The organism is Ochrobactrum sp. XJ1, assembly GCF_024701725.1.
GTDB lineage: Bacteria > Pseudomonadota > Alphaproteobacteria > Rhizobiales > Rhizobiaceae > Brucella > Brucella anthropi.
Genome location: NZ_VDGD01000010.1, coordinates 176,770 through 200,540, shown reverse-complemented (window position 1 = coordinate 200,540; position 23,771 = coordinate 176,770). Strand labels below are relative to the sequence as shown.

Sequence of the window (23,771 nt, the reverse complement as noted above, 5' to 3'; positions counted from 1 at the left end):
CGGTCAGACAGCGTCTTTCACGGCCTTGGCGATGGCTGCTTCATCGATATCATGCAGCCCGATCACAACCAGTCGCGTGGAGCGCGCTTCATCCTTGCCCCATGGACGGTCGAAATAATGCTCAATACGCGGACCAACCGCCTGCACGACCAGTCGCATCGGCTTGCCCGGCACATCGACAAAGCCCTTCAGACGAAGAATATCGTGTTTCGCAATGACCGCTTTCAGCTTTTCCGTGAACAGCTTGGGATCGGCCACAGAGCCCGCTTCGACCACGAAGCTCTCGAACTCGTCATGATCGTGCTCGTGTCCATCCGCATGATGGATTTCATGGTGGGATTTGCGGTTGGCGATGTCGTCTTCCGTGCCGACGCCGAGGCCGAGCAGAACGTCAGCTCCAAGCTTGCCAAAGCTCGCAGGAACCATATTCACCCGGCGCGGTGAACGCTCGGCCACATCGGCTTTCACACTATCCAGCCTTGAGGCGTCGATCAGGTCAGCTTTGTTGAGAACAATCAGATCGGCTGCATGAATCTGATCCTCAAAAAGTTCCTCCAAGGGGCTTTCATGGTCAAGAGATTCGTCTGCTGCGCGCTGCGCATCCACCTTGTCGTGGTCATCGGCAAAACGCCCCTCGGCCACCGCTGCGGCGTCGATCACGGTTACTACACCGTCGACTGTTACCTGCGTCTTGATTTCAGGCCAGTTGAAAGCTGCGACCAGCGGCTGCGGCAAGGCCAGACCGGACGTCTCGATCACGATATGATCGGGGCGATCAGCGCGGTCCAGAAGCTTGGTCATGGTCGGGATGAAATCATCGGCAACGGTGCAGCAGATGCAACCATTGTTGAGCTCGATCACATCTTCTTCACGACATGCCTCGATACCGCAACCTTTCAGAATACCGCCATCGACACCGAGGTCGCCGAACTCATTGATGATCAACGCAATGCGTTTTCCATTGGCGTTTTCCAACAGGTTGCGGATCATCGTCGTTTTGCCCGATCCGAGAAAACCCGTGATGACTGTTGCGGGAATTTTCTGTCCCTGCATCGATTTATCCCTTCATCCTGAGCGGCAACCCTGCCGCCATGAAATAAACTTCATCCGCAATCGCGGCCACTGCCTGATGCAGAAAGCCTGCATGATCGCGAAATTCCCGTGCCATGCGATTTTCAGGCACGATCCCAAGTCCAACTTCGTTCGAAACAAAAACCACAGGCCCGGCAAGATTCGGCAGCATGGCGACAAGACTTGCCGTCTCTGTCGTTATATCGCGCTCGGCCATCATCAGATTGGTCAACCACAGGGTCAGGCAATCGACCAGCACGAACCGATCCGTAGCAGCATTCAATGTCAGTGCACCGATCAGATCGAGTGGCTCCTCCACCGTCTGCCATTCGGAACCACGTCGGTCACGATGAATGGCAATGCGGTTTTCCATTTCCTTGTCGAAGGCACGTCCTGTTGCCAGATAGAGCGGCTGAAGCCCCGAGGACTCAACCATTTTCTCGGCATAGGACGACTTACCCGAACGGGCTCCGCCAAGAACCAGAACCGATTTTCCCGGCGAAGCCATTTTCATCAGCCCTCAATCTCGGACGATGCGTAGTGCTGGATGAACCAGCCAAGTGCGAGGCCGATCACGGCCCACATGAACAGGTTCGTCGCCAGCGATGCGACTGCATATTGCGAAGCAAGCAATGACGGAATCGGTGACGAGATGTCTTCCGGATGCGGAGCACCGTAAAGATGCGGCGCCACGATCAGCACCAGACCGAGGATCTTTGCCCAGCCTTCCTGGCGCAACACGATGAGATAGAGGCCTAAACCGCTTAGCACCACGGTAGCGAGCCACCAGAGCTGGCGTTCAGCCAGATCAGCCGCAGGCATTGCCGGCAATTCCGGCGATAAACCCAATGCAGGCAGAAACGCGACCGCGAAGAAACCGGCAACGCCCCAATAAATCCCATTCTGCACCGTAATGCGGCGTCCGAGAAGCAAGGCCACGCCACCAAGCAGCAAGGCAAAACCTGCACCTGCTACGAGATTGGCAAGGATCGTATTGCCCAACCGCCCAAATGGTAGTTCAGCCCCTTCTTCCTCGGCACTTTCGGCAGCGGCGCCATGATCATGCGGTGTGGCTTCCGCCTCGCCGTGACTATGGCCACCGCCAGCATCTTCATAGGTTTCGGCCTGCAGGATCAAAGGCACTGTCTTCAAATACATGGCGGGAGTAACCAGCAGCCCGGCCAGAAGCCCCGCAGCAAGCGTCGCCAACAAATAACGGATCAACATTTCTGTCCCTCAATAGCAATTTCGCGCCGATGGCCGTCCACCATCGAGCTTTGCTCAGCTTCAATTCCGAAAGATGTTAAACTGCTCAGTGGCAGGGAAAACCATAGGAATGGCGCGTATCGTGCGCTGAATCGTGCAACGTATCAGAATGGGCAAGCCCTACGCCGTAGATCAGGAACGCGCCGAGAAGCAGTGAAACCACAGCCGTGCCCAGACGAGCAGCGAGCGGCATTGCGAGTGTGCTGGAAACAGAATTTTGAGTACGTGCAGCCATGACAACCTCCGTGCAGGCAGCAGGGAAAAACCTCCCATGGGGCTCGGGCTCAATGCCCTCACGCAGCAGGCAGGTCTCCTGGCTCACGGGTCACGGGGATTGAAACTACCTTCCCAGAAGCTTTACAGCCTCCAGTGGTTACCGGTTGCCCGGCTTGCCTCATCCCTCTCCGCTCTACAGTCGCGGGGTCGGCTGCGATAAAGACGCCCGGATTGGGTCCGTCCGTCGCATTCCCTTTTTGGTATTGCCGGGATTCGTCCCGGCAAAAACCTGTTGCATGGTTTCGACACTAGGCTTTCGCCCCATCGTCGTCAATCGCGACCGATGATTGACGACCTCATTTCAAGTTAAACAGTGCATCGATATCGAGACATGCGTCCAGCCCTTCGGCCAGCTCATCCAATGCAGCCTCAACGCCAGCGCGATAGTTTACTGAACTGCTACGCACACCAAGATCCTCCAGAAATCTCCGGCGAAATTCGTCTGCATTGAAAACACCGTGGAGGTAAGTTCCCATTATGTGCCCATCTGGCGATATGGCTCCATCGTCATGCTCGCCAATTCGGGCGAAAGGCCGCCCCATATCCGGTCCGGTCGTTCGTCCGATATGGATTTCATAACCTTCCAGCGGCACATTATGGAGAAGCGCGGTCGCCTGCACGTTGCGGACCACTTTTTCAGGTTCCATCACCGTTTCGATATCGAGCAGCCCAAGACCATCAATGTCGCGTACATGCCCCTCGATACCAGCAGGATCGCTGATGTGGCGACCAAGCATCTGGAACCCGCCGCAGATACCAAGCACATGACCGCCTCGTTTCACGTGGGCAGATAATTGGCGATCCCAGCCATTGTCCCGAACCGCCTGCATATCGGCTATCGTGGACTTTGTCCCCGGCAGAACGACAAGGCCCGCATCGCCGGGAATGCTCGAACCAGGCGGCACCATGACCACTTCTACATCCGGTTCAGCCTTTAGCGGATCAAGATCATCGAAGTTGGCGATGCGCGGCAACATCGGCACAGCAACCACAAGCGGCTTCTTGTCTCCGCGTACAGCACGCTCAAGAACGACAGAATCTTCGGCTGGTAATCGCGATACCGCTTTCAGCCACGGGACAACGCCGAAAGAGCGCCAGCCGGTAAACCGGGTAATGGCAGCCAGCCCGTCATCAAAAAGCGAAATATCGCCCCGGAACTTGTTGATCAGAAATCCGCGAACCATGGCGCGGTCCTGTTCGGACAGAATAGTGTGCGTGCCGACGAGAGACGCAATCACGCCACCTCTGTCTATGTCACCGACCAGAACAACCGGGACATCGGCCTGTGTGGCAAACCCCATATTGGCGATATCACCGGCCCGGAGATTGATTTCAGCCGGTGACCCTGCCCCTTCCACCAGCACAAGGTCCACGCCTTCGCTGACCTTGGCGAAAGATTCCATGACAGCCGCCATAAGTTGTGGCTTCAATTCCTGATAATAGCGCCCGCGCGCCTCGCCTCGCACTTGTCCCTGCACGACAACCTGACTACCCATGTCAGTCTGCGGTTTGAGGAGTACCGGATTCATATGGACAGACGACGACACACCGCAAGCCAGCGCCTGCAGCCACTGCGCCCGACCAATTTCGCCGCCGTCGTCGCTGACCGCCGCATTGTTGGACATGTTTTGCGGCTTAAACGGCCGAACATTCAGGCCGCGATTGCGCGCAACCCGGCATAATCCGGCAACAAGAACACTTTTGCCGACGTCTGAACCCGTTCCCTGAAACATGATTGCGCGTGCCATGGACTGCTGCGTAGCTTAAACTGAACTTTCTGGCAACGGGACCTCAATCGGCGAGCGTCTATGCAAAAATGCGCATCAGTTTATTACAAATGTGAGCAACATTATTCCAATGGAGCGTTGGCAGTCTCACACGGTTATGATCTAGTCCGGTGACAAGGTGCGGTGCTACAGGGAGGAAACCATGGATGCTGCCGACCAGAACCAGTACGAGCTGAACGAAGATCAGCTTGCCATTCAGGATATGGCGCGAGCCTTCGCCAGTGATCGCGTTGCCCCGCATGCATTGCAATGGGATCGCGACAAGCATTTCCCCGTCGACATATTGCAAGAGACCGGACCGCTCGGCATGGGCGGCATTTATGTGCGTGAAGATGTGGGCGGCTCGGCGCTGAAGCGGCTCGACGCAGTGCTCATTTTTGAAGCACTGGCAACTGCATGCCCTTCATTCTCGGCTTTTGTCTCCATCCACAACATGGCTGCATGGATGATCGACACTTTCGGCAATGACGAACAGCGCCTGCGCTTTCTGCCGAAGCTCACGTCAATGGAATGGCTTGCCAGCTACTGCCTGACCGAGCCCGGATCGGGTTCGGATGCGGCGGCGCTCAGAACACGCGCTACACGCGATGGCGATCATTATATCCTCAATGGTTCCAAGCAGTTCATTTCCGGTGCAGGCGCCACGGATGTCTATGTGACGATGGTGCGTACCGGCGAGGACGGCCCCAAGGGGATTTCCACCATCGTTGTGCCAAAAGATGCACCCGGCCTTTCGTTTGGTGCAAATGAATTCAAGATGGGCTGGAACGCACAACCGACAAGAACCGTCATTTTCGACAATTGTCGCGTCCCGGCTGAAAACCTTCTCGGTGAAGAAGGAACAGGGTTTCGCATAGCGATGGCCGGGCTTGACGGCGGTCGGCTCAATATTGCTGCCTGTTCGCTCGGCGGCGCACAATCGGCGCTCAACAAGTCACTGGAATATTGCAGCCAGCGCAAAGCCTTCGGTCAGACAATTGACCGTTTTCAAGCGCTGCAATTCCGCCTGGCGGACATGGAGACGGAACTCTCCGCGTCACGCCTTCTTCTTTACTCCGCTGCCAGCAAGCTTGATCGCAAAACCCACGATGCGGGCAAATGGTCGGCAATGGCCAAGCGCTTTGTCACTGACACGGGTTTCAATGTGGCGAACGAAGCGCTGCAGCTCTTCGGCGGCTACGGCTATCTGCATGAATACGGGATCGAAAAGCTTGTCCGCGATCTGCGCGTACACCAGATCCTCGAAGGTACGAACGAGATCATGCGTGTGATCATCGCACGCCAGATGATCGGACGCTAGTTCTGAATTAGTAACCGCCAAGGGAGGATTTTTTTATGGCCACAATAGCATTTATCGGCCTTGGCAATATGGGTGGCCCGATGGCCGCCAATCTTGTGAAAGCCGGTCACACCGTTCGCGGCTTCGACCTCCTGCCGCAACATCTCGATGAGGCAAAGGCCAATGGTCTCTCGATAGCCTCGAGCGCGCAGGATGCGGTTGCCGACGTTGACGTGGTGATCACCATGCTGCCCGCCGGAAAGCACGTTCTCTCCGTCTATAAGGACATTGCACCAAATGCTCGAAAAGACTCACTTTTCATCGACTGCTCGACAATCGATGTAGATTCAGCACGCAAGGCACATGAGCTGGCCGCAAGCCACGGACATCTTTCCATTGATGCGCCTGTTTCCGGTGGCACCGGTGGCGCTTCCGCAGGGACATTGACTTTCATGGCTGGCGGCAGCGACGACGCATTCACACGCGGAGAGCCGATCCTGCAGCCAATGGCTGGAAAGATCGTGCATTGCGGCGGTGACGGCGCAGGACAAGCGGCGAAAATCTGCAACAACATGATCCTCGGCATATCGATGATCGGTGTCAGCGAGGCCTTTGTTCTGGCTGAGAAACTGGGCCTGTCCCACCAAGCGCTCTTCGATGTGGCGTCAACATCATCGGGGCAATGCTGGTCACTGACAACCTACTGTCCGGTTCCGGGACCGGTTCCAACATCACCTGCAAACCGCGACTATAAACCCGGTTTTGCGGCAGCTTTGATGCTGAAAGACCTCAAGCTCTCGCAGGAAGCCGCGCAAAGCGCTGGCGCTGAAACACCGCTCGGTGCACATGCACAGGAGCTTTACAGTCTTTTTGATGGTGAAGGCCATGGCGCCGAAGACTTCTCAGGCATCATCAATTACCTGCGCTCCAAATCAGGAGCAAAGTAAACAATTGCCCACGCAAAAAAATCGCATTGTTTAGATTTGCTTAAGTCTCTGATAACCGTACGGTAACGATGTTGAGCTAGAAAGGAGCACGAGACGGGTTCACCCGGCTCGACGCTCCGGATCTGGTACTGCGTACCGGAGCTCAGTATATCCCGCCAGTGTATTGTTCGGCGGAGATGCCATGCGTAATTGGCAAAACCGTGCACCTCTAGCAGCGCGGTTTTTGCCATTTCAGCCTACAAATAGTTGCCTGAAACTGGCCCGTTGCCCTTGATCACAAGGGAATGCACAATTACACGCCTTTGTTACAAAACATTTAGAGCTGTTCGATTGAAATCCGGACATAATCCTGTGAAATGCAGAACGCTTCCAATGAAGCCTGCTACACAGGTGATTTTTATTCAGGGCAATGAATTTGACTGCACAACGACCAGCCACCGCTGTTTCCACTGCCGATAAGAAACTTTTCGGCCTGCCTTTGGCTGTAATATTTGTGCTGTGCTATTTCGCGTTCCAAACCATTCTCGTCACCGTTGTTTCCAACGGCGCAGGCCTTGATGACGCCGAGCAGTTGGCCAATATTGGCTACCTGGACTGGGGGTATGGCGGATCACAACCCCCTCTCTATACCTGGATTACCAATCTGGTTGCATCGGTGCTGGGCACATCGATGCTCACACTCCAGATCGTGAAATTCAGCATTCTTGCAAGCCTGTTCCTAAGCGTTTACGGCGCTATGAGACTGCTCGGTTTTTCGCGCATCGTCGCGTCAGCCGGTATGCTTGGTCTGTTTCTCATCCCGCAAATCGGCTGGGAATCACAACGCGCCCTGACCCATTCAGTTGCAGGCACCGCCGGTTGTGGCTGGGCCTTCCTGGCCTTTGCCTGGCATATGCGCAGGCGCAGTGTCGTCTCTGCCGCCGCATTAGGCATCGCGATGGCTGCAGCTATCCTCGGCAAATTCAATGCCTCATTCTTCCTGATCATGCTGATCATGACAGGACTTCTCATTCCCGAATACCGCCGGATACTGCTCTCCAAGCTGAGTTTCGTTACGATTCTGGCATTCGCCATCTGCTTCGGACCAACTGCGCTCTGGATGTTCGCACACAAATCCAGCGTCATGGCGCGCGCGAGCAAGTTTGAAATCGGCGCTTCCGGCAATGTCTTCTTCGACCGGCTGATGGGCGTCGAGAGCCTGATAGAAGCAGCCTTTCTGTTCTCGATCCTTGCCCTGGCAATCGCGGGTATCATCGCACTCATTCACTGGCAGAAGAAAACCGCCCCCTCCGTTCCGCTGACCACCGGCGAGAAATTCCTGCGGCTCTTGATCCTAGTCGGACTGGTTATTGTTCTCGTTGGCGTTATCGCCACCGGCGCAAATAACGTGAAAGATCGCTGGCTGCAGCCCGTTCTGTTCCTCACTCCAGCACTGATAGCGAGCCTTTTTGCTCGTTACAGGACCGGAAACCGGGCCTTGATCGACTTCGCTGTCGTGAGCGCTGTCGTAGCTCTTATCGTCCCACCGGTGCTAAGCTATTACCTGACCTATGGCTCCAGCTCTCCGCCTTACGGTCAGCTCGACTATCGTCATTTCTACGAGGAAGTGCAGGCGAAAGGCCCGTTCAAGACGATCTTGACGGACAATGCACAGATACCGGGCAATTTCAGACTATTTGATTCGTCGTTGCGTGTGGTTCATCCCGAAACGCCAGATGCCAGAGCTCACCTGACATCACCCGTACTCGTTATGTGGTTCGGTGGCGCTGAACCCAATGAACGCATTGCTACCTTGTTGCAAAATGCGAACATCACAATACCTCATGACGGTATCGCTACCACCGAGATTGAATATAAAACCCGACCAGACAAGCACATAACCGTCAGCTATTTTCTGGTTCCATAAAGGAAAGGCCCGGGAAACCCGGGCCATTTATTCTCTTATTCTACTGTTTCCTGAACCGCATTAGCGGTGCCTTTTACGTCGCGGCCAACGCCGCGTACAGTATTTGCACAGGACGCAAGCGTGAATGCGCAGAGAACGATAGCAACTGGGACAAGTCGGGTCAGCTTCATGACAGTCTCTCCAATGGGATGTGCAATCCTCCCCCTTCAGGGTTAGGTGCATAGAGTTCCAAGTCTATTCAAACCAGTTATGCCTCCCGCCACATACGAAGCCCCTGCCCGGCATCTGGCGGTGAAGCCGATTCACTCGGCTGTCACAAAAGAAATCTAGCGCAGCGTTTTTCGCTGGCAAGAGAATGCATTAGTTCCCGTCCCAATAAACTGTGATCTGTCATCAGCTGGAACGAAAAGTCTCAAACCGGCCGGAACGGCGATAACCTTCGAAAACATTCCGCAGATGGTCAGCAACGACCTGAATGTGCGGCCCGGCTTCCGGCTTCACAATTATACCCAGCTGATAACGTCCCAGAGCGGGCAAACCATGTTCCGGCCCCAGAGCGACAATTCCATCGCTCAATAGCGTTTTACCAAATGGCGCAATGGCAAGATCAGCCATGATCGCAGCCCGCTGTCCTGTCGAATGTGAGCTCATATAGGCAATGCGGTAAGGACGGCCGCTAGTCTCAAGCGCTTCAAGCGCATTGCCGCGCCAGGCACATCCTTCTTCCCAAATCGAAAGAGGCAGAGGCTCCCGACGATAAGCCGTACCACACTTGGCACCCGCCCAGACGAGTTCCTCATCCAGCAGAACTTCCACATCGCCTTTGTTTAGTATCGTATGAGACATGTTGATCAGCGTAACATCGAGCCGTCGCTCATCGAGCCGCTTGCGCAGATTGCTACTCTGGTCGATCACGACATCCACTGTTACGCCCGGATGGCTTTCGGCAAAACGCTTCAAGACAAGCGGCAATACGCATTCGCCGATATCATCCGGCGACCCAAGCCGAACCACTCCGGTCACTGTGGGCGCAACAAATTTCGAGACTGCCTCTCGATTGAGAGCCAGAAGACGACGCGCATATCCGAGCAGAATCTCGCCATCGCTGGTGAGCGTAACCGAGCGTGCGTCCCGATCGAAAACTGCAACACCAATCTGCTCCTCTAACTTCTTGATCTGCATCGAAACGGCAGAGGGCGTGCGGAACACCGCGTTCGCAGCAGAGGAGAAACTTCCCGTATCGGCAATTGCCACAAATGTGCGCAGCACATCGATATCGAGCATCGGAAGGGGATGTTGAACGGGCGCTGTCATGACGGACTCCGTTTTCCACTCTTTGTTCAAATTTTCTGATCTTAAGCCTTTCTATATTTCGTTTGATTGAACGTCAAGCAGAATGCACATTGAGGACACGAACAAGCAGAGCTGCAGCGAGCGTATCAACCGAACTTCCTGAATGAGGAGATAGAAAATGACCGTTCAATGCCAATCCGCTCCCAACGGCCGGGCATCAGTCGTGCGCTTTACATCAACGTCATCCGTTGCGAACGCACAGTCATGGTTTCTGGCATTTTACTCCGAAGTGCAAAAACAGATCGAAGCCTGGTCGTACGAACGTCGGGTGAAACGCAGCCGTCGTGTGCTGGAATCGCTACCTGAACACATATTGCACGATATCGGCTGGCCAAACGTTGATGATCGTCTGCCGGGCATCGCCAAAAACACAGCAGAGTTCAAGCGTGGGCAGTAAAGCCAATTGAGGGCGGTCATGCGATCCGCCCTCAATTTCCCGACATTAAAATACCTTTTCGCGGCAGGCATTTAGCCGCACTTTGCAACCTACCCGTTCTGTGTCTCAATAGAACACTATCTTGTTTGCGCCATCGCCCTCCCCCTGCGAATCCGGGCCAACGCAGCAAGATTGCCGGTCTGAAAGCGACCGGAGAAAACCGGGCCCAAAAGACCCGGAGTCGTGACGGAGACACAAGGCTTCAACTGCGTCGGGAACCGCAGCCAGAGCCTTTCGAAAATGGGAACGATCGGGCATGATCCAAGCTTCATCGGTTAAGCGGTCTATTGTCTTTTTCCTGGTTCCAAACTTTTCGATGATTGCATTCGCAACGGCCATTGAGCCATTGCGCATTGCAAATCGGATGCTGGGTTATGACGCCTATAGATGGCGACTGACATCGGTTGATGGAAAACCGGTGACCGCATCCAACGGTGTGGAATGCGCCGTCAATGCATCGTTGGAAGACGAGCGACGTTTCCTGCAGCGCGAGCAGCGCCCCTCGATGGTATTCGTCTGTTCCGGCGTCTACGTGGAAGAATTCAGAAACAAGTCGGTCTTTGCGTGGCTGCGTGAGGAATATAATCGCGGCGTGGCAGTCGGTGGACTTTGTACCGGCGCCCATATACTGGCCGCGGCCGGGCTTCTATCTGGCAAACGCTGTGCCATTCACTGGGAAAATCTCCCTGGTTTCTCGGAAGCCTTTCCCAAGGCCGAGGTCTATGCCGATCTCTTTGAGGTCGATGGCAACCTTTACACCTGCGCGGGCGGAACCGCCTCTCTCGATATGATGCTGAAGCTGATTGGAGATGATTTCGACGCCAATCTGGTCAACAAGATCTGTGAACAGGCACTGACCGACCGTGTCCGCAGCCCACAGGATCGCCAGCGCCTGCCGCTGCGGGCCCGTCTCGGCATTCAGAACTCCAAGGTGCTCACCATCATCGAGATGATGGAAGCCAATCTTTCAGAGCCGCAGGCACTGATCAATGTAGCCCATACGATTGGTCTTTCGCGGCGTCAGGTGGAGCGTCTTTTCCGACAGGAGATGGGCCGGTCTCCGGCACGTTATTATCTGGAAATTCGACTCGATCGCGCACGGCATCTATTGTTGCAGTCATCCATGCCTGTGGTCGAGGTCGCCGTCGCCTGTGGCTTTGTTTCGGCGTCGCATTTTTCCAAATGCTATCGGGAATTATACGGACGCTCGCCGCAACAGGAACGGGCCGAGCGCAAAATGCTCATCGCCGCTTAAGCACGACACTAAAGAAAGATAGAGCTGCATCTTGAATGGAGCAGCTCCACTACTGTCAGCTTTCAGAATAAAATCAAAACCATACAGGCTTTTCCGGAATCAGTTCTACAGACCGACCATCTGTGGATGCAGGATTGTTGGATATGTCGCGAACAGGACAGCCGATGCTCAACCTTCCGGGATTTCCAGAAGCTGACATGCAGTCGTCTGACGCTGCGAATATGTCGTATAAAGGCAAATGTCGCGACCGGGCAACGACTATGGTTTTGTCAAATACCAACGAGAGCGGTTTCAGGTAATACGGAGTCGTTGGAACCGCTCTATCCATCTTTTTCACGCATTATCCGACGCAAAACCGCTACGCACTTTTGCTGGAAATGCTCTAGGGACGCATAAAATGGCAGAGTTTCCTAAGAAGGCAAAAGTTGTGATCGTCGGGCTTGGCGGTATCGTCGGCGCCTCGGTGGCACACCATCTGATCGAGCGCGGCTGGGACGATATCGTCGGCATCGACAAATCGGGTATCCCGACCGACATCGGCTCTACTGCCCATGCATCGGACTTCTGCTATGCGACCAGCCATGACTTCCTGTCGTGCTGGACAACGCTCTACTCCATCGATTTCTATGAAAAGATGGGGCATTACGCCCGCGTCGGTGGCATCGAGGTAGCGCGCGTCGGTGACGATGCCCGCATGGACGAAATCAAGCGCAAGGTCGCATCGGGTAAAGCTTTCGGCACTCGTGCTCGCCTGATGGAACCGTCAGAGATCAAGGAAAAATTCCCGCTCATCGAGGAAAGCCTGGTTCAAGGCGGCCTGTGGGACCCCGATGCCGGTCTGGTCATTCCGCGCTCGCAGACCGTCGCCGGCAAGCTGATTGATCAGGCTGAAGCTGCAGGCAAGCTACAAAGCTTCGCCAACACACCGGCCCAGTCGCTAATCGTCGAAAACGGACGCATCAAGGGTGTCGTCACGCATCGCGGCACCATCGAAGCTGACTATGTCATCATCTGCGCTGGCCTTTGGGGACGTCTGATTGCCGAAATGGTTGGTGAAGACCTGCCAGTCATGCCAATTGACCATCCGCTAACATTCTTCGGTCCCTATAACGAGTTTGAAGGCACCGGTAAGGAAATCGGCTGGCCGCTCATGCGCGATCAGGGTAACTCCGCCTATATGCGCGACACCGGCGATCCGAAAACTGCCGAAGGCGGCCAGATCGAATGGGGTTATTACGAAGAAAAGAACCCGCGCTTGTGCCATCCGCGTGACCTTCTGGAAAAGCATGAAGCACGTCTCTCGCCATCACAGCGCGATCTTGAGATGGACCAGATTCTCGAACCGCTTGAGCGCGCCATCGAGCTGACGCCCATTCTGGGCGAGCTTGGCTACAATGAAAGCCACTCCTTCAACGGCTTCCTGCAGGTCACGACCGACGGCGGCCCATCCATGGGCGAAAGCCAGAAGGTGCGCGGCCTATGGTATGCAGTCGCCATCTGGGTCAAGGACGGTCCCGGCATGGGTAAGCTCATTGCCGACTGGATGACCGACGGTCGCACGTCCATTGATCATCACGCCGTCGACTATTCCCGTTTCTACCCGCATCAGATGACCGAGCAGTTCATCTGGGATCGCTGCACGGAAACGGCGATGAAGGTGTACAATCCGGCGGTTCATCCGCGTGAACCCTTCTCCAAGGGCCGCAATATCCGCCGCTCACCATTCTATGAACGCGAAGTCGAACTCGGTGGCCATTTCATGGAGCTTGGCGGCTGGGAACGCGCGCACGGCTATGCCGCCAATGAACACCTTCTCGAAAAATATGGTGATCGCGTACCGGTGCGCGAAAACGAATGGGATAACCGCCACTTCTGGCGCGTCTCCAATGCCGAACACCTCGAACTGACCGAAAATTGCGGTATCATCAATCTCTCGCACTTCGCCATGTACGACATTGAAGGCCCCGACCATGTCGAGCTGATGGAGTGGCTCTGTGCAGCTAAAATCGGCGGCGACGCCAATATCGGCAAGGGCATCTATACCCACTTCCTCGACGACGAAGGCATGGTGCGGGCCGACTTCACGGCAATCCGCATGACAGACCGCATCCGTATGATCAATGGCGCCGATGCCGGGCCTCGCGACTTCCACTATATGCGCCGCGTGGCCGAAGATAAGGGCTTTGACGTTACGATCACCGATGTGACGGAAAAATACGTCACCATCGGCATCTGGGGTCCGAATGCGCGCGAGAACCTGAAGAAGGTCGTTGAGAGACCTGAAGGTCTTGATGCGGAAAACTTCCCCTTCGCTGCCATCAAGCCAATCCGGATTGCGGGCAAGGATGTTACCGCGTTCCGCATTTCCTATGTCGGTGAACAGGGTTGGGAATTGCATATGCGTTACGAAGACGGCCTTGCCGTCTGGGATGCGCTTCGCTCCACCGGCGTAATTGCGGTAGGCGTCGAGACCTATGCCAACACGCGTCGCATGGAAAAGAGCTTACGCCTGCAGAATGCCGATCTGCTGACCGAGTATAACCTTCTCGAAGCCGATCTTGCTCGCCCGAAGGTCAAGGAGGCGGATTTCCGCGGCAAGGCAAAGCATGTGGAATATCGCGCCCGCGAGCATCAGCCTGCCATGCTCTGCACGCTGGTCATAACCGACAATGTCGATTCGAAAGGTGTGGCCAGGTATCCTGTCGGCATCATGCCAGTACAGGATTTGGATACCGGAGAAACACTCATTGACGAACTTGGCCGCCGGTCTTTCACGACCTCAGTCGCCTATGGCCCGACGATTGGCAAGAACATCGCGCTCGCGTACCTGCCATGGGCCTATTGTCAGGAAGGTCGCAAGCTGAATGTGGAATATTTCGGTGAGACTTATCCGGTTGAAGTGCTCTCGATAGGTTACAAGCCTCTCTACGATCCGGAAAACCTCAAGCCTCGCAGCTGACCGAGACACTTTCCATACAAAAAAGCCGAGGCAACACCTCGGCTTTTCACATTTCGCAATGGGAAAACTATTTCAACGTGGCTTTGCCACCACTGATCGTGATCGTTTCATCGCCGGTCAACGCTTCGCGGTCCCCGTTCGGAAACGTTACGAAGCAGCCCGAGGCGCAGAATTCAACAGTTTCACCGGGCGCGACAATCATTTCGCGCTTGGAAGCGCCTTCCGTAACGACAATCGTCTGAGGGCCGCTATCATTATTGGAAATCTGCGCGGCGTAGGCGCTGCCAGCCGAAACCGCAAAACCGATTGCTGCACCAAGAACGAGCTTCCCCAAGCTGTTGGCCTGATTTCTGTTCATACCGTCCCGACCTTTCCATCGCTCCCGCCGCGATATGTCCAATGTCGCAAGAGCCCTATTGCCCTCTGTCATCCCCTTTATAAGCGGACAAAACTGAACTGCAACTGAACGAAACGTTCATCAAGCCCGGTCGTCGGCATCCTCGTCGACTTCCGGCTTCTCTGCCAGGGCCTTTTTCTTCTTGGCTGATGATGAGGGCTCTTTCTCCTTCTGCATCAAATCGGAGAGTTTTTCGATTTCAGGCACACTGAGAACGAGATCAGTCCTGGTAGACGACAGGTGTAATCCTTCCTCATGGAAGCGCTCTACAATCTGGAATCGCAACTCGTTCTTGATACCACCCGTCGCTGTAATATCGGCCACATAGGCGTAGATATCAAAAATCATCAGTGAATCGTTCATGTTCTGAAACGAAACGAACGGCTCAGGATTCTTCAAGATCGACGGATGACCGCGAACAATTTCGAGAAGCAGCGCGTGGACCCGGCGTGGCTCCTCCGTATAAGAGGCTTGTACATTGATATCGATGCGCCCGAGCTTGTTGCGATGGGTCCAGTTGCCGACGTTACCGTTGATAAGCGTCGAATTCGGCACGATGATCGATTGCTTCTGGAAAGTTTCCACTTCCGTTGCGCGCACGCTGATCTTCTTGACGATACCGCTGACCGTGCCGGCTTCTACCCAGTCGCCGACCTTGAACGGACGTTCGGCGAGCAGAATGAGACCAGAAACAAAATTCTGGACGATATTCTGGAGACCAAAACCGATGCCGAGAGACAAACCACCGGCGATAAGGGCCAGGTTCGACATATTGAACCCGGCTGCCGATACACCAACCAGAGCGGCAAGACAAAGGCCAACATAGCCTATGACTGTGCGGATTGAATTGCGTACACCAGAATCGACCCGCCCGCGCGCCATAACGCTGTTGTCGAGCCAGTTCTGGAACCAGCGCGTCAGAAGATAGCCGATCACGAACAGCAGCACGCCGGTCAATAGTCCCATGAGCGAGATCGAAATATTGCCGATCTGGAAGCCGGTCATCAACTGATAGAAGGTGCTTTTAAGTTCGGCCCACTGGAAGCCGAGCTGCATCAAAACAAGCGGAATGCCGATCAAGGCAACGACGAGATTGATCAATATGCCCGCCACAAGGCCAAGCTGATCAAGGGTTGCGTCGTCGAAATGAAAACGCTCTCGCATTGCCTTGCCAATCTGGCTGGATGCGAAAGCCTGCTCTTCGGAAATTGCACGCCCAGTCAAGAAGCCCATATACATCGTAACCAGAAATGCGCCCGTCACCACGATCTGCTGCGATATGAAGCGCGCCATGCCGATATAGCCAAACAGCGCGGTCAGAATGGGTAAAAGCCCCAATATGATCAGGAATGTTCTGAATGCGCGCGGCCATGAACGGACAGCGCCATCCTTTTCGCGCTCAACCGGTTTCAGAAACGCAATCGCCAGAATCAGAACGCCGACCATCACCGTGGCAAGCAGGCTTTTCGCCATCGTCAGCGACAGAGGCGATGACAAAATCTGGTTGACCTTTCCGAAGAAAGAATCGAGCCCGCTTGTCAGCGCCGTGGCAGTTATCAGCAACCCCAACACGCGTCCTGGACGTGGTGCGACCGGAACCAGTCGCCACTGCGGCATATCCGAGCTGATACAGGCAGACGCCAGCCTATGAATGAAGAAAACGAGCCCAAGAACGAGAAAAAGCGACTGAATCAGAGCGGCAATATCTGTTCTCAAAACGTTGAAATAGTTCATTAAAAAGTAAGTCGTCGCCAGAAAAACGCCCACGGCTGCGGACGGTATAACCGTAGACCAGAAAGCCACTGAGAGGCGACTTAGATAGGAGGGCGATTCGATCGTTGGATCGCGTTGATAGAGCGTTCCGAGGACGCGCCTTGCACCCAGCTGGATGACCAGCGCCGCCGCAAACGCAAAAAACGCGGCAGCGAGAAATGACTTGAGCTTGAACGTACTTACAAAACGCCACCACGACTGAACGATGCGCCAGAGTGAAACCATCTGGTTACTGGCAGCCGAAGCAACCTCTGTACCCAGCGTCGTATCGAGATTCACGCGTTGTGAAAGTGTGCGTGCAAAAAGGTCTCGGCGCATGTCGCCGATCTTTGCGGACATCTGATTGACGGAAAGCGATGTGTCCTCCGTCTCACCGACAATGGCATTGATCTCGGCCTTTTCGGCGGTCAGTCGCGCGCGTTCTTCACTGACGATTGTCGGTTCTGGCGGCTGATCGCCAGAGGGTGCGGGGCCAAGCTGTTCCAGCCGCGTATTTATTTCGGTCAGACGCGGACGGAATGAAACGCCAGCATCCAGAAGCTTCTTCGAAAGAGAGTCCAGCTGGAGCTTGAGATTGGCCAGCGTTTCATCGTTCGAAGTGGCCTTGGGAAGCTGATCACTGATCCGTTTCGTCTGTTGCTTCAGATCGTTGATGACAGGCTTTTGTTGCTGAACAACGCTGGAAACAGGCGCTGGTGCCTGTTGCTGATCGGTGGCAGCGGGCGCTTGCTGGGCTGAGTCGTTTTGCGGAGCGGCAGCGGGCGCAGTTTGTGCCGCCGGCGGAGTCGAGGGCTTGTTATCCTGCGCAAAGGCAGGCGCAATGCCACCCGGCGACAGAACGCCGATCAGAAGAGAAAATGCAAGAACACGAAACGTCGATGAATATGCCAATTCAATTCTGCCGTTAAACAAGACATGGTTTCAACATAAAGCGCCCTAAAACGGATGCAAGGCGTAGGCCGTCTACAAGATTTCACGGTGCGCAGGAAGCGGACCCATAACGTATAAGACGAGCCTTGATGCCAGTATTTCCTTGTTCGTGCGAACACAAATGATTAATGAGGATTCGCAATGAGTGTGAAAAGCTGGCTCAACTCCACGGATAGACTCTAAAGAAAGTCTTGGCGATTTGATGAAGGGCATGAAAAACACGGAACAGCACAAGCGGCATGGTTTCATGCTGTTCGTTACGTGCGTTCTGTCGTTTACGGCTTTTCTGTTTGCCGTGGATTTTTCAACGCCGGACGAAGATGTTGCCCGTGGTCACTCCGGCGGCATCGTCGCAAGACAGGTCGAAGGCACTCCGACAACCCCTGTTCGCCAGCAATCCACCCCCTCGCCGCAGCCCATGCGGGCGATCTTGATCGAAGCGATCGCAGCCAAGATCAAAGCTGTTTACCTTGATGGCACCGGAGCAGCGCTGCCCGTGGCGGCAGTGGCTTTTGCTCTTCCAAAGTCGGCAGCAGCCAAAGCGGCGCTGAATTTCCAGCGCCTCGCAGTTTTGCAGAGACATTTTGGCTCTGCCCGTGCGCCTCCTAAAAGCGCATAATATGCCATCCTCGAAGATTGGCTTTAACCAATCCTGACACCATTACAAACGATGCCCGCACCGCTGCTTGATGAGTGGCAATTGGGGCGTACCAACCGGAACCTTAATCCATGCGTACTTCCAAATGGGTGGTTGTGCTTTATAGCCTGATCGTTGCGATCGGCGTTATCATTGCCTTGCCCAACTTTTTCACCCAAAAGCAACTTGAGGCGATGCCGTCCTGGTTCCCGAAGCGTCAGGTCACGCTCGGCCTCGACTTGCGCGGCGGCTCGTATCTCGTGCTCGAAGTCGATGCAGCGAGCCTGAAGAAAGACCGTTTGCGCTCTCTGCTTGACGATGCCCGCAGCAAGCTGCGTGCCGAACGCATCCAGCCGCAGTCGATCCGTGCTGTCGGAGATGCGGTCGTCGTGACCATCCCTGATGCGGACCAGCGTTCCAAGGCGGAAACTGCACTTCGCACCTTGATTTCGCAGGTCAATACCAGCGGTTTCGGCACGGCGATCAACGACATAGATGTTGCCTCGAACGACAATCAGGTACGCCTGACCCTCACCGAAGCAGGTTTCAACTATCGTCTTGATGCCGCTCTTCAGCAGAGCCTTGAAATCATCCGTCAGCGCGTCGACCAGGTCGGCGTTGCAGAACCGTCCATCCAGCGCGTAGGCTCGGACCGTATCGTCGTTCAGCTTCCCGGTCTTCAAGACCCGGCGCAGCTTCGCCAGCTTCTCGGAAGCACGGCGAAAATGAGCTTCCATATGGTCGCCGATGCCAATCCGAACGATGCGCCGCCTCCGGGCGTGACCATCATGCCGGATTCCAAGGATCCGAACATCAAGTACCCGATCGAGGATCAGATCGCCCTTTCCGGCGAGCGTCTCACCGACGCGCGTGCAGGTTTCGACCAGCGCACCAACGAGCCGATCGTGTCTTTCCGTTTCGATAGCCTCGGTGCACGCCAGTTCGCGGACATTACGACGAAAAACGTCAATCGTCCGTTCGCAATCGTGCTCGATGGCAAGGTGCTAAGCGCCCCGGTCATCCGTGAACCGATCACCGGCGGCTCGGGCCAGATTTCCGGCAGCTTTACGGTTCAGGACACAGTTGTTCTTTCGGCACTCCTGCGCGCTGGCGCCCTGCCCGCTCCGCTGACCGTTATCGAAGAACGTACTGTTGGTCCTGATCTTGGCGGCGATGCCATCAAGATGGGTCTGATTACAGGTATCGTGGGCTTCGTACTCGTCGCGGTCTTCATCCAGCTCCTTTATGGCGTCTGGGGCACGATTGCCAACGTGGCGCTGTTGCTCCACACCTTGCTTACCTTCTCTGCCTTGAGCCTCATTGGCGCAACGCTGACATTGCCCGGTATCGCCGGTATTATTCTCGGTATTGGTATCGCGGTTGACGCCAATATTCTCATTAATGAACGTATCCGCGAAGAAACGCGACGCGGCCTCGGGGCCATGGCCGCGCTGGACAAGGGCTTCCATAGCGCCTTCTCTACCATTGTGGATGCTAACGTCACGTCCCTGATCTCGACCTTGCTGTTGTTCACCTTCGGCACAGGCCCGGTTCGCGGCTTTGCGATTACCATGATGCTCGGTATCGCGATCTCCATGTTCACTGATGTGACGTTGGTACGCATGGTCATGGCGTGGTACGTTCGCAAGCGTAAGCTGAAAGTGCTCGTCATCGAGCCGTTCCTGAAATTCGTTCCTGAGAAGACGAATATCAGCTTCATGAATGCACGCTTCATCGGCATTGGCGTCTCGATTGTGCTGTCTATTCTGTCCATTGGTCTGTTCTTCAAACCGGGATTGAATTACGGCATTGACTTCAAGGGCGGCATTCAGGCGGAAATCGTCACGTCACAGCCAGCCGATCTGGCGCAACTTCGCGCCAAGCTAGGCGCACTGGGTCTTGGCGAAGTAGCGCTTCAGTCAGCCGGTAGCCCAAATGATGTCCTGATCCGCGTCCAGCGTCAGGAAGGTGGCGAGGAAGCGCAGACCGTTGCCGTCAACAAGATGCGCGAAGCCGTGACCGAACTTGATCCAGGTGTGAAAATCGAGCGGACAGAAGTCGTCGGCCCGAAAGTCTCCGGTGAACTGGCCCGTTCAGGCTTCATCGCCGTCATCCTGTCGGCACTCGGCATGCTCATCTATCTCTGGTGGCGCTTCGAGTGGTTCTTTGCGATGGGCGCAATCATCACGCTTATCCTCGACACCACGAAGATGGTCGGCTTCTTCGCGCTGTTCCAGCTCGATTTTAACCTGACAGCTATCGCAGCGCTTCTGACCGCTATCGGTTACTCGGTAAACGATAAGGTCGTGGTTTATGACCGCATGCGTGAAAACATGCGTCTTTATAAATCAAAGCCGCTACGCGAGATTGTCGATATGAGTATCAATCAGGTGCTCGTCCGCTGTGTTTACACATCGATGACGACGTTCCTGTGTATGCTCCCGATGGCAATCTGGGGCGGTAGCGCGGTTCATAATTTTGCCGTGCCGATGCTGTTCGGTATCTTTATCGCTACATCGTCGTCGATCTTCATCGCCGCTCCGATCCTGCTTCTGCTCGGCAACTGGTGGCAGCACCGCAAGGAAGCCCATCAGGCAATTGAAGACAGCGCCGCAGCGCAGAAATAACCCGCTTGCCGGGCAAGGCTCAAGCTTTGCCCGGCTCCCACTTACATAATTGAAAAGCCAGAGGGGGAAGGCACCTGATGCCCCATGACACGCCTTTGATAGCGACAATCGTCATCGGGTTATGCCTGGCCTTCATCTTCGGTGCGATAGCCACCCGCCTGAAAATCTCCCCCCTCGTCGGCTATCTTCTGGCTGGTGTCATTGCTGGCCCGCACACGCCCGGATTCGTCGCTGATCAGGATCTGATTCTGCAGCTAGCCGAAATTGGCGTCATCCTGCTGATGTTCGGCGTCGGCCTGCACTTTTCCCTCAAAGATCTTCTTTCCGTCAAAGCCATAGCAGTACCCGGCGCGCTCGCGCAGATTGCAGCAGCCGCAGCCCTCGGCACGGGCCTTGGGCTCGCCCTTGGATGGGATGTACAGGCAGGTCTGGTTTTTGGCCTCGCACTTTCGACCGCCAGTACCGTCGTCCTGTTGCGCGCCATGCAAGAGCGCCGCCTGATCGACACCGAACGTGGACGCATCGCAGTAGGCTGGCTGATCGTCGAAGACCTTGCCATGGTCATGGCACTGGTGTTGCTTCCAGCAGTCGCCAGTGTAACCGGCCGTGCAGAAGGCTCAGCAGCGAGTGATCCTATCGTTTCATGGCTTGGCCTCGGCATTGGCGGCATCATCCTTCTCACCATTGCCAAGGTTGTTCTGTTTGTCGCCCTGATGCTCATAGTCGGGCGTAAGGTCATACCGTGGCTTCTGAACGTCGTGGCTCAGACCGGCTCTCGCGAACTGTTTCGTCTTGGTGTGCTCGCGATTGCGCTGGGCGTCGCTTTCGGCGCAGCCCATCTGTTTGGCGTTTCCTTCGCATTGGGCGCATTCTTCGCCGGCATGGTGATGAGCGAATCCGAACTCAGCCATCGAGCCGCGGAGGAGTCCCTCCCCTTGCGCGACGCTTTCGCAGTGCTGTTCTTCATCTCTGTCGGCATGTTGTTCGACCCGATGAGTCTACTTCGAGATCCGCTGCCCCTGCTCGGAACGCTCGCCATCATTCTGATCGGTAAATCGGTCGCAGCATTCTTCATCGTGCGCGCCTTCCGTCGCCCTGTCAGCACAGCGCTCACCATTTCGGCGAGCCTTGCGCAGATTGGTGAGTTCTCCTTCATTCTTGCGGGATTGGGCGTCAGCCTAAATCTCCTCCCGCCAGCCGGACGCGACCTCATTCTCGCAGGCGCAATCCTCTCGATTTTCCTCAATCCGGTCATGTTCATTGTCGCGGAACGGATGCGACCATGGATCGAAAAGCGAAGCAAAGGCGAAACGTCAGCCGGTGATAACACCAGTGCCGAACTCAGTATTTCCGAGCCCGAGCCATTGCCGCAGACTTTACTGACCGCACACACGATTATCGTTGGTTACGGCCAGATCGGCGAAAGGATCGCAGCAGGATTGCAGGCAGAGACGCCTTTTCTCGTCATTGAGGATTCGTCGAAAGTCAGCGCCTCGCTCAAGGATAAAGGCATCCAGGTTATTACAGGGAACGCCTCGGATTCAGATATACTGAAGGCGGCCAGTCCGGTAACGGCTCGAAACCTGGTTATTGCAATACCCAACGCTTTCGAGGCTGGGCGGGTGACGGCATTGGCCAGAGCCTCCAATCCGGAAATCAGCATCGTCGTGCGGGCCTGTTCAAAGGCAGAAGCACAATATTTGCATGATCTTGGCGCAGATTTCGTCATTCTGGGAGAAGAAGAAATCGCAGCAGCCATGGCAAAGGCAATCGGAACTGAGATCAAGAGGAAAAATACCGAAACCGTTTCAGAGGAAAACGAATTTCAGGCCGACGCATTAGGGATAGTATCGGGAGATGGGTCGACCGATATCATGGGCAAAAAAGGGGATGATATGAAGCATGAAGGCATGGTGACCGGTTGATGAAAGCAAAGGATTACATCTGGCCGGTCGTGGGTATTTGCGCAGTCGGTATTTCGGCTTGGCTTCTCTATCGCGAACTTCGCAGCATTTCGCTCGATGATGTTCTGGACAGTCTTTACGCCATCCGCGCCCATCATTGGGCACTCGCGGCGGCTTCAGCACTTCTGGCCTACAGTTCGCTTGCTGGTTATGATCGCATCGCGCTGCTGCACCTCAGACGCAAGATTTCCTGGCTGTTTATCGCGCTTTGCTCCTTCACCACCTACGCGCTGTCGCACAATATTGGCGCTTCAGTCGTCTCCGGTGCGGTCGTGCGTTACAGGGCATATTCTTCTCAAGGCATGCCCGGCAGCGAAATCGCCGTCCTCATCGCTTTCTGTTCATTCACATTCATTCTTGGTGTTGTCATTACTTCCAGCGTCGTTCTCCTGCTGGAGCCGCATATTCTCATGCGCTTCAACGAGGAACTGACACCAACCGTCTCCATCGTCATTGCGCTTTTGATGCTGGCATTCGTACTGCTTTATGTCTTCGGTAGCTGGCTGCGCCTGCGCCCGCTTCAGATCGGCAGTTTCCGTCTGGAATATCCGCGGCTGTCGGTTGTGGTGCAGCAGCTCATCGTCGCACCGCTGGAGCTGATCGGTGCCGCGGGTATCATTTATTTTGCCTTGCCAGAGGCCGGCAATCCCGGTTTCCTCATTGTTCTTGGCATCTTCCTGGTCTCATTCTCTGCAGCCCTGATATCGCACGCACCGGGCGGCCTTGGTGTTCTGGAACTCGTTTTCCTGACTGGCTTGCCGGATATGAATCAGGCTGATGTTCTGGCTGCGCTGATCGTCTTCCGTCTGCTCTACCTGCTTATCCCGTTCGCGATGTCGCTTGTGGTCGTGCTGGTCTTCGAGAAATCCCAGTTTCTCCTGCGCTGGAACGATAAACAGAGAAAATAG

General features: G+C 55.2%; 19 protein-coding genes and 1 riboswitch. Of the genes, 10 read left to right on the top strand and 9 right to left on the bottom strand.

What is annotated here, in order from left to right:
* Positions 1 to 3 precede the first annotated feature (3 nt).
* From cobW to FG152_RS19175, 5 genes are all read right to left on the bottom strand, one after another.
* Positions 4 to 1,053: a cobalamin biosynthesis protein CobW gene (gene cobW, locus FG152_RS19195; RefSeq protein WP_010659837.1), complete on the bottom strand. Its 1,050-nt coding sequence runs from the start codon at positions 1,051 to 1,053 to the stop codon at positions 4 to 6.
* A 4-nt stretch (positions 1,054 to 1,057) separates the two neighbouring features.
* Complete coding sequence (gene cobU / locus FG152_RS19190) at positions 1,058 to 1,579, bottom strand: bifunctional adenosylcobinamide kinase/adenosylcobinamide-phosphate guanylyltransferase (protein WP_010659836.1); 522 nt, start codon at positions 1,577 to 1,579, stop codon at positions 1,058 to 1,060.
* 5 nt (positions 1,580 to 1,584) lie between these two features.
* Positions 1,585 to 2,298 carry a CbtA family protein gene (locus FG152_RS19185; protein WP_010659835.1) on the bottom strand — a complete coding sequence of 238 codons (714 nt, stop codon included), beginning with the start codon at positions 2,296 to 2,298 and terminating at the stop codon, positions 1,585 to 1,587.
* 85 nt (positions 2,299 to 2,383) lie between these two features.
* Positions 2,384 to 2,572: a CbtB domain-containing protein gene (locus tag FG152_RS19180; protein WP_006467114.1), complete on the bottom strand. Its 189-nt coding sequence runs from the start codon at positions 2,570 to 2,572 to the stop codon at positions 2,384 to 2,386.
* Positions 2,573 to 2,623: 51 nt separating this feature from the next.
* A riboswitch (cobalamin riboswitch) is annotated at positions 2,624 to 2,861 on the bottom strand.
* Between the two features lie 48 nt (positions 2,862 to 2,909).
* On the bottom strand, positions 2,910 to 4,361 hold the full coding sequence (locus tag FG152_RS19175) for a cobyric acid synthase (RefSeq protein ID WP_036579691.1): 1,452 nt from the start codon (positions 4,359 to 4,361) through the stop codon (positions 2,910 to 2,912).
* Between the two features lie 181 nt (positions 4,362 to 4,542).
* Between FG152_RS19175 and FG152_RS19170 the strand changes: the two genes are divergently transcribed.
* The 3 genes from FG152_RS19170 to FG152_RS19160 all read left to right on the top strand — a co-directional run bounded on the left by FG152_RS19170 (position 4,543) and on the right by FG152_RS19160 (position 8,532).
* Positions 4,543 to 5,700 carry an isobutyryl-CoA dehydrogenase gene (locus tag FG152_RS19170; RefSeq protein WP_010659833.1) on the top strand — a complete coding sequence of 386 codons (1,158 nt, stop codon included), beginning with the start codon at positions 4,543 to 4,545 and terminating at the stop codon, positions 5,698 to 5,700.
* A 35-nt stretch (positions 5,701 to 5,735) separates the two neighbouring features.
* Positions 5,736 to 6,626 carry a 3-hydroxyisobutyrate dehydrogenase gene (gene mmsB, locus FG152_RS19165; RefSeq protein WP_010659832.1) on the top strand — a complete coding sequence of 297 codons (891 nt, stop codon included), beginning with the start codon at positions 5,736 to 5,738 and terminating at the stop codon, positions 6,624 to 6,626.
* Between the two features lie 409 nt (positions 6,627 to 7,035).
* The gene (locus tag FG152_RS19160; RefSeq protein WP_010659831.1) at positions 7,036 to 8,532 is read left to right on the top strand and encodes a glycosyltransferase family 39 protein; all 1,497 of its coding nucleotides are present in this window, start codon (positions 7,036 to 7,038) and stop codon (positions 8,530 to 8,532) included.
* Positions 8,533 to 8,567: 35 nt separating this feature from the next.
* Here the strand turns inward: FG152_RS19160 and FG152_RS19155 are convergent, their stop codons facing one another.
* Both FG152_RS19155 and FG152_RS19150 read right to left on the bottom strand, forming a co-directional pair.
* The gene (locus FG152_RS19155) at positions 8,568 to 8,702 is read right to left on the bottom strand and encodes an entericidin A/B family lipoprotein (protein ID WP_010659830.1); all 135 of its coding nucleotides are present in this window, start codon (positions 8,700 to 8,702) and stop codon (positions 8,568 to 8,570) included.
* Between the two features lie 223 nt (positions 8,703 to 8,925).
* The gene (locus FG152_RS19150) at positions 8,926 to 9,846 is read right to left on the bottom strand and encodes a LysR family transcriptional regulator (RefSeq protein ID WP_012091849.1); all 921 of its coding nucleotides are present in this window, start codon (positions 9,844 to 9,846) and stop codon (positions 8,926 to 8,928) included.
* A 157-nt stretch (positions 9,847 to 10,003) separates the two neighbouring features.
* Here FG152_RS19150 and FG152_RS19145 point away from each other — a divergent pair, with 157 nt between their 5' ends.
* The 3 genes from FG152_RS19145 to FG152_RS19135 all read left to right on the top strand — a co-directional run bounded on the left by FG152_RS19145 (position 10,004) and on the right by FG152_RS19135 (position 14,535).
* Positions 10,004 to 10,282, top strand: a complete 279-nt coding sequence (locus FG152_RS19145; protein ID WP_010659828.1) for a DUF1127 domain-containing protein — start codon at positions 10,004 to 10,006, stop codon at positions 10,280 to 10,282.
* A gap of 295 nt (positions 10,283 to 10,577) precedes the next feature.
* Positions 10,578 to 11,576 (top strand): GlxA family transcriptional regulator, encoded by a 999-nt coding sequence (locus FG152_RS19140; RefSeq protein ID WP_012091847.1) that lies wholly within the window; start codon positions 10,578 to 10,580, stop codon positions 11,574 to 11,576.
* Positions 11,577 to 11,973: 397 nt separating this feature from the next.
* Positions 11,974 to 14,535 carry a GcvT family protein gene (locus FG152_RS19135; RefSeq protein ID WP_036579678.1) on the top strand — a complete coding sequence of 854 codons (2,562 nt, stop codon included), beginning with the start codon at positions 11,974 to 11,976 and terminating at the stop codon, positions 14,533 to 14,535.
* 67 nt (positions 14,536 to 14,602) lie between these two features.
* On the opposite strand, the gene FG152_RS19130 is transcribed toward FG152_RS19135, so the two are convergent.
* Both FG152_RS19130 and FG152_RS19125 read right to left on the bottom strand, forming a co-directional pair.
* Positions 14,603 to 14,893: a hypothetical protein gene (locus FG152_RS19130; RefSeq protein ID WP_010659825.1), complete on the bottom strand. Its 291-nt coding sequence runs from the start codon at positions 14,891 to 14,893 to the stop codon at positions 14,603 to 14,605.
* 120 nt (positions 14,894 to 15,013) lie between these two features.
* Positions 15,014 to 17,596 (bottom strand): mechanosensitive ion channel family protein, encoded by a 2,583-nt coding sequence (locus FG152_RS19125; RefSeq protein WP_010659824.1) that lies wholly within the window; start codon positions 17,594 to 17,596, stop codon positions 15,014 to 15,016.
* 241 nt (positions 17,597 to 17,837) lie between these two features.
* Here FG152_RS19125 and FG152_RS19120 point away from each other — a divergent pair, with 241 nt between their 5' ends.
* The 4 genes from FG152_RS19120 to FG152_RS19105 all read left to right on the top strand — a co-directional run bounded on the left by FG152_RS19120 (position 17,838) and on the right by FG152_RS19105 (position 23,771).
* Positions 17,838 to 18,254 carry a hypothetical protein gene (locus FG152_RS19120; RefSeq protein ID WP_010659823.1) on the top strand — a complete coding sequence of 139 codons (417 nt, stop codon included), beginning with the start codon at positions 17,838 to 17,840 and terminating at the stop codon, positions 18,252 to 18,254.
* A 110-nt stretch (positions 18,255 to 18,364) separates the two neighbouring features.
* Positions 18,365 to 20,899 carry a protein translocase subunit SecD gene (gene secD, locus FG152_RS19115; protein WP_012091842.1) on the top strand — a complete coding sequence of 845 codons (2,535 nt, stop codon included), beginning with the start codon at positions 18,365 to 18,367 and terminating at the stop codon, positions 20,897 to 20,899.
* A 77-nt stretch (positions 20,900 to 20,976) separates the two neighbouring features.
* A complete protein-coding gene (gene ybaL / locus FG152_RS19110) occupies positions 20,977 to 22,824 on the top strand; it encodes a YbaL family putative K(+) efflux transporter (protein ID WP_010659820.1) in 1,848 nt (615 codons plus the stop codon).
* Positions 22,824 to 23,771, top strand: coding sequence for a lysylphosphatidylglycerol synthase domain-containing protein (locus tag FG152_RS19105; RefSeq protein ID WP_010659819.1), 948 nt, complete (start codon positions 22,824 to 22,826; stop codon positions 23,769 to 23,771). The genes ybaL and FG152_RS19105 overlap by 1 nt, the downstream gene beginning before the upstream one ends.

Coding starts and splice junctions, on each gene's coding strand:
- cobW (WP_010659837.1), bottom strand. CDS start 1,053: ATGCAGGGACAGAAAATTCCCGCAACAGTCATCACGGGTTTTCTCGGA.
- cobU (WP_010659836.1), bottom strand. CDS start 1,579: ATGGCTTCGCCGGGAAAATCGGTTCTGGTTCTTGGCGGAGCCCGTTCG.
- FG152_RS19185 (WP_010659835.1), bottom strand. CDS start 2,298: ATGTTGATCCGTTATTTGTTGGCGACGCTTGCTGCGGGGCTTCTGGCC.
- FG152_RS19180 (WP_006467114.1), bottom strand. CDS start 2,572: ATGGCTGCACGTACTCAAAATTCTGTTTCCAGCACACTCGCAATGCCG.
- FG152_RS19175 (WP_036579691.1), bottom strand. CDS start 4,361: ATGGCACGCGCAATCATGTTTCAGGGAACGGGTTCAGACGTCGGCAAA.
- FG152_RS19170 (WP_010659833.1), top strand. CDS start 4,543: ATGGATGCTGCCGACCAGAACCAGTACGAGCTGAACGAAGATCAGCTT.
- mmsB (WP_010659832.1), top strand. CDS start 5,736: ATGGCCACAATAGCATTTATCGGCCTTGGCAATATGGGTGGCCCGATG.
- FG152_RS19160 (WP_010659831.1), top strand. CDS start 7,036: ATGAATTTGACTGCACAACGACCAGCCACCGCTGTTTCCACTGCCGAT.
- FG152_RS19155 (WP_010659830.1), bottom strand. CDS start 8,702: ATGAAGCTGACCCGACTTGTCCCAGTTGCTATCGTTCTCTGCGCATTC.
- FG152_RS19150 (WP_012091849.1), bottom strand. CDS start 9,846: ATGACAGCGCCCGTTCAACATCCCCTTCCGATGCTCGATATCGATGTG.
- FG152_RS19145 (WP_010659828.1), top strand. CDS start 10,004: ATGACCGTTCAATGCCAATCCGCTCCCAACGGCCGGGCATCAGTCGTG.
- FG152_RS19140 (WP_012091847.1), top strand. CDS start 10,578: ATGATCCAAGCTTCATCGGTTAAGCGGTCTATTGTCTTTTTCCTGGTT.
- FG152_RS19135 (WP_036579678.1), top strand. CDS start 11,974: ATGGCAGAGTTTCCTAAGAAGGCAAAAGTTGTGATCGTCGGGCTTGGC.
- FG152_RS19130 (WP_010659825.1), bottom strand. CDS start 14,893: ATGAACAGAAATCAGGCCAACAGCTTGGGGAAGCTCGTTCTTGGTGCA.
- FG152_RS19120 (WP_010659823.1), top strand. CDS start 17,838: ATGAAGGGCATGAAAAACACGGAACAGCACAAGCGGCATGGTTTCATG.
- secD (WP_012091842.1), top strand. CDS start 18,365: ATGCGTACTTCCAAATGGGTGGTTGTGCTTTATAGCCTGATCGTTGCG.
- ybaL (WP_010659820.1), top strand. CDS start 20,977: ATGCCCCATGACACGCCTTTGATAGCGACAATCGTCATCGGGTTATGC.
- FG152_RS19105 (WP_010659819.1), top strand. CDS start 22,824: ATGAAAGCAAAGGATTACATCTGGCCGGTCGTGGGTATTTGCGCAGTC.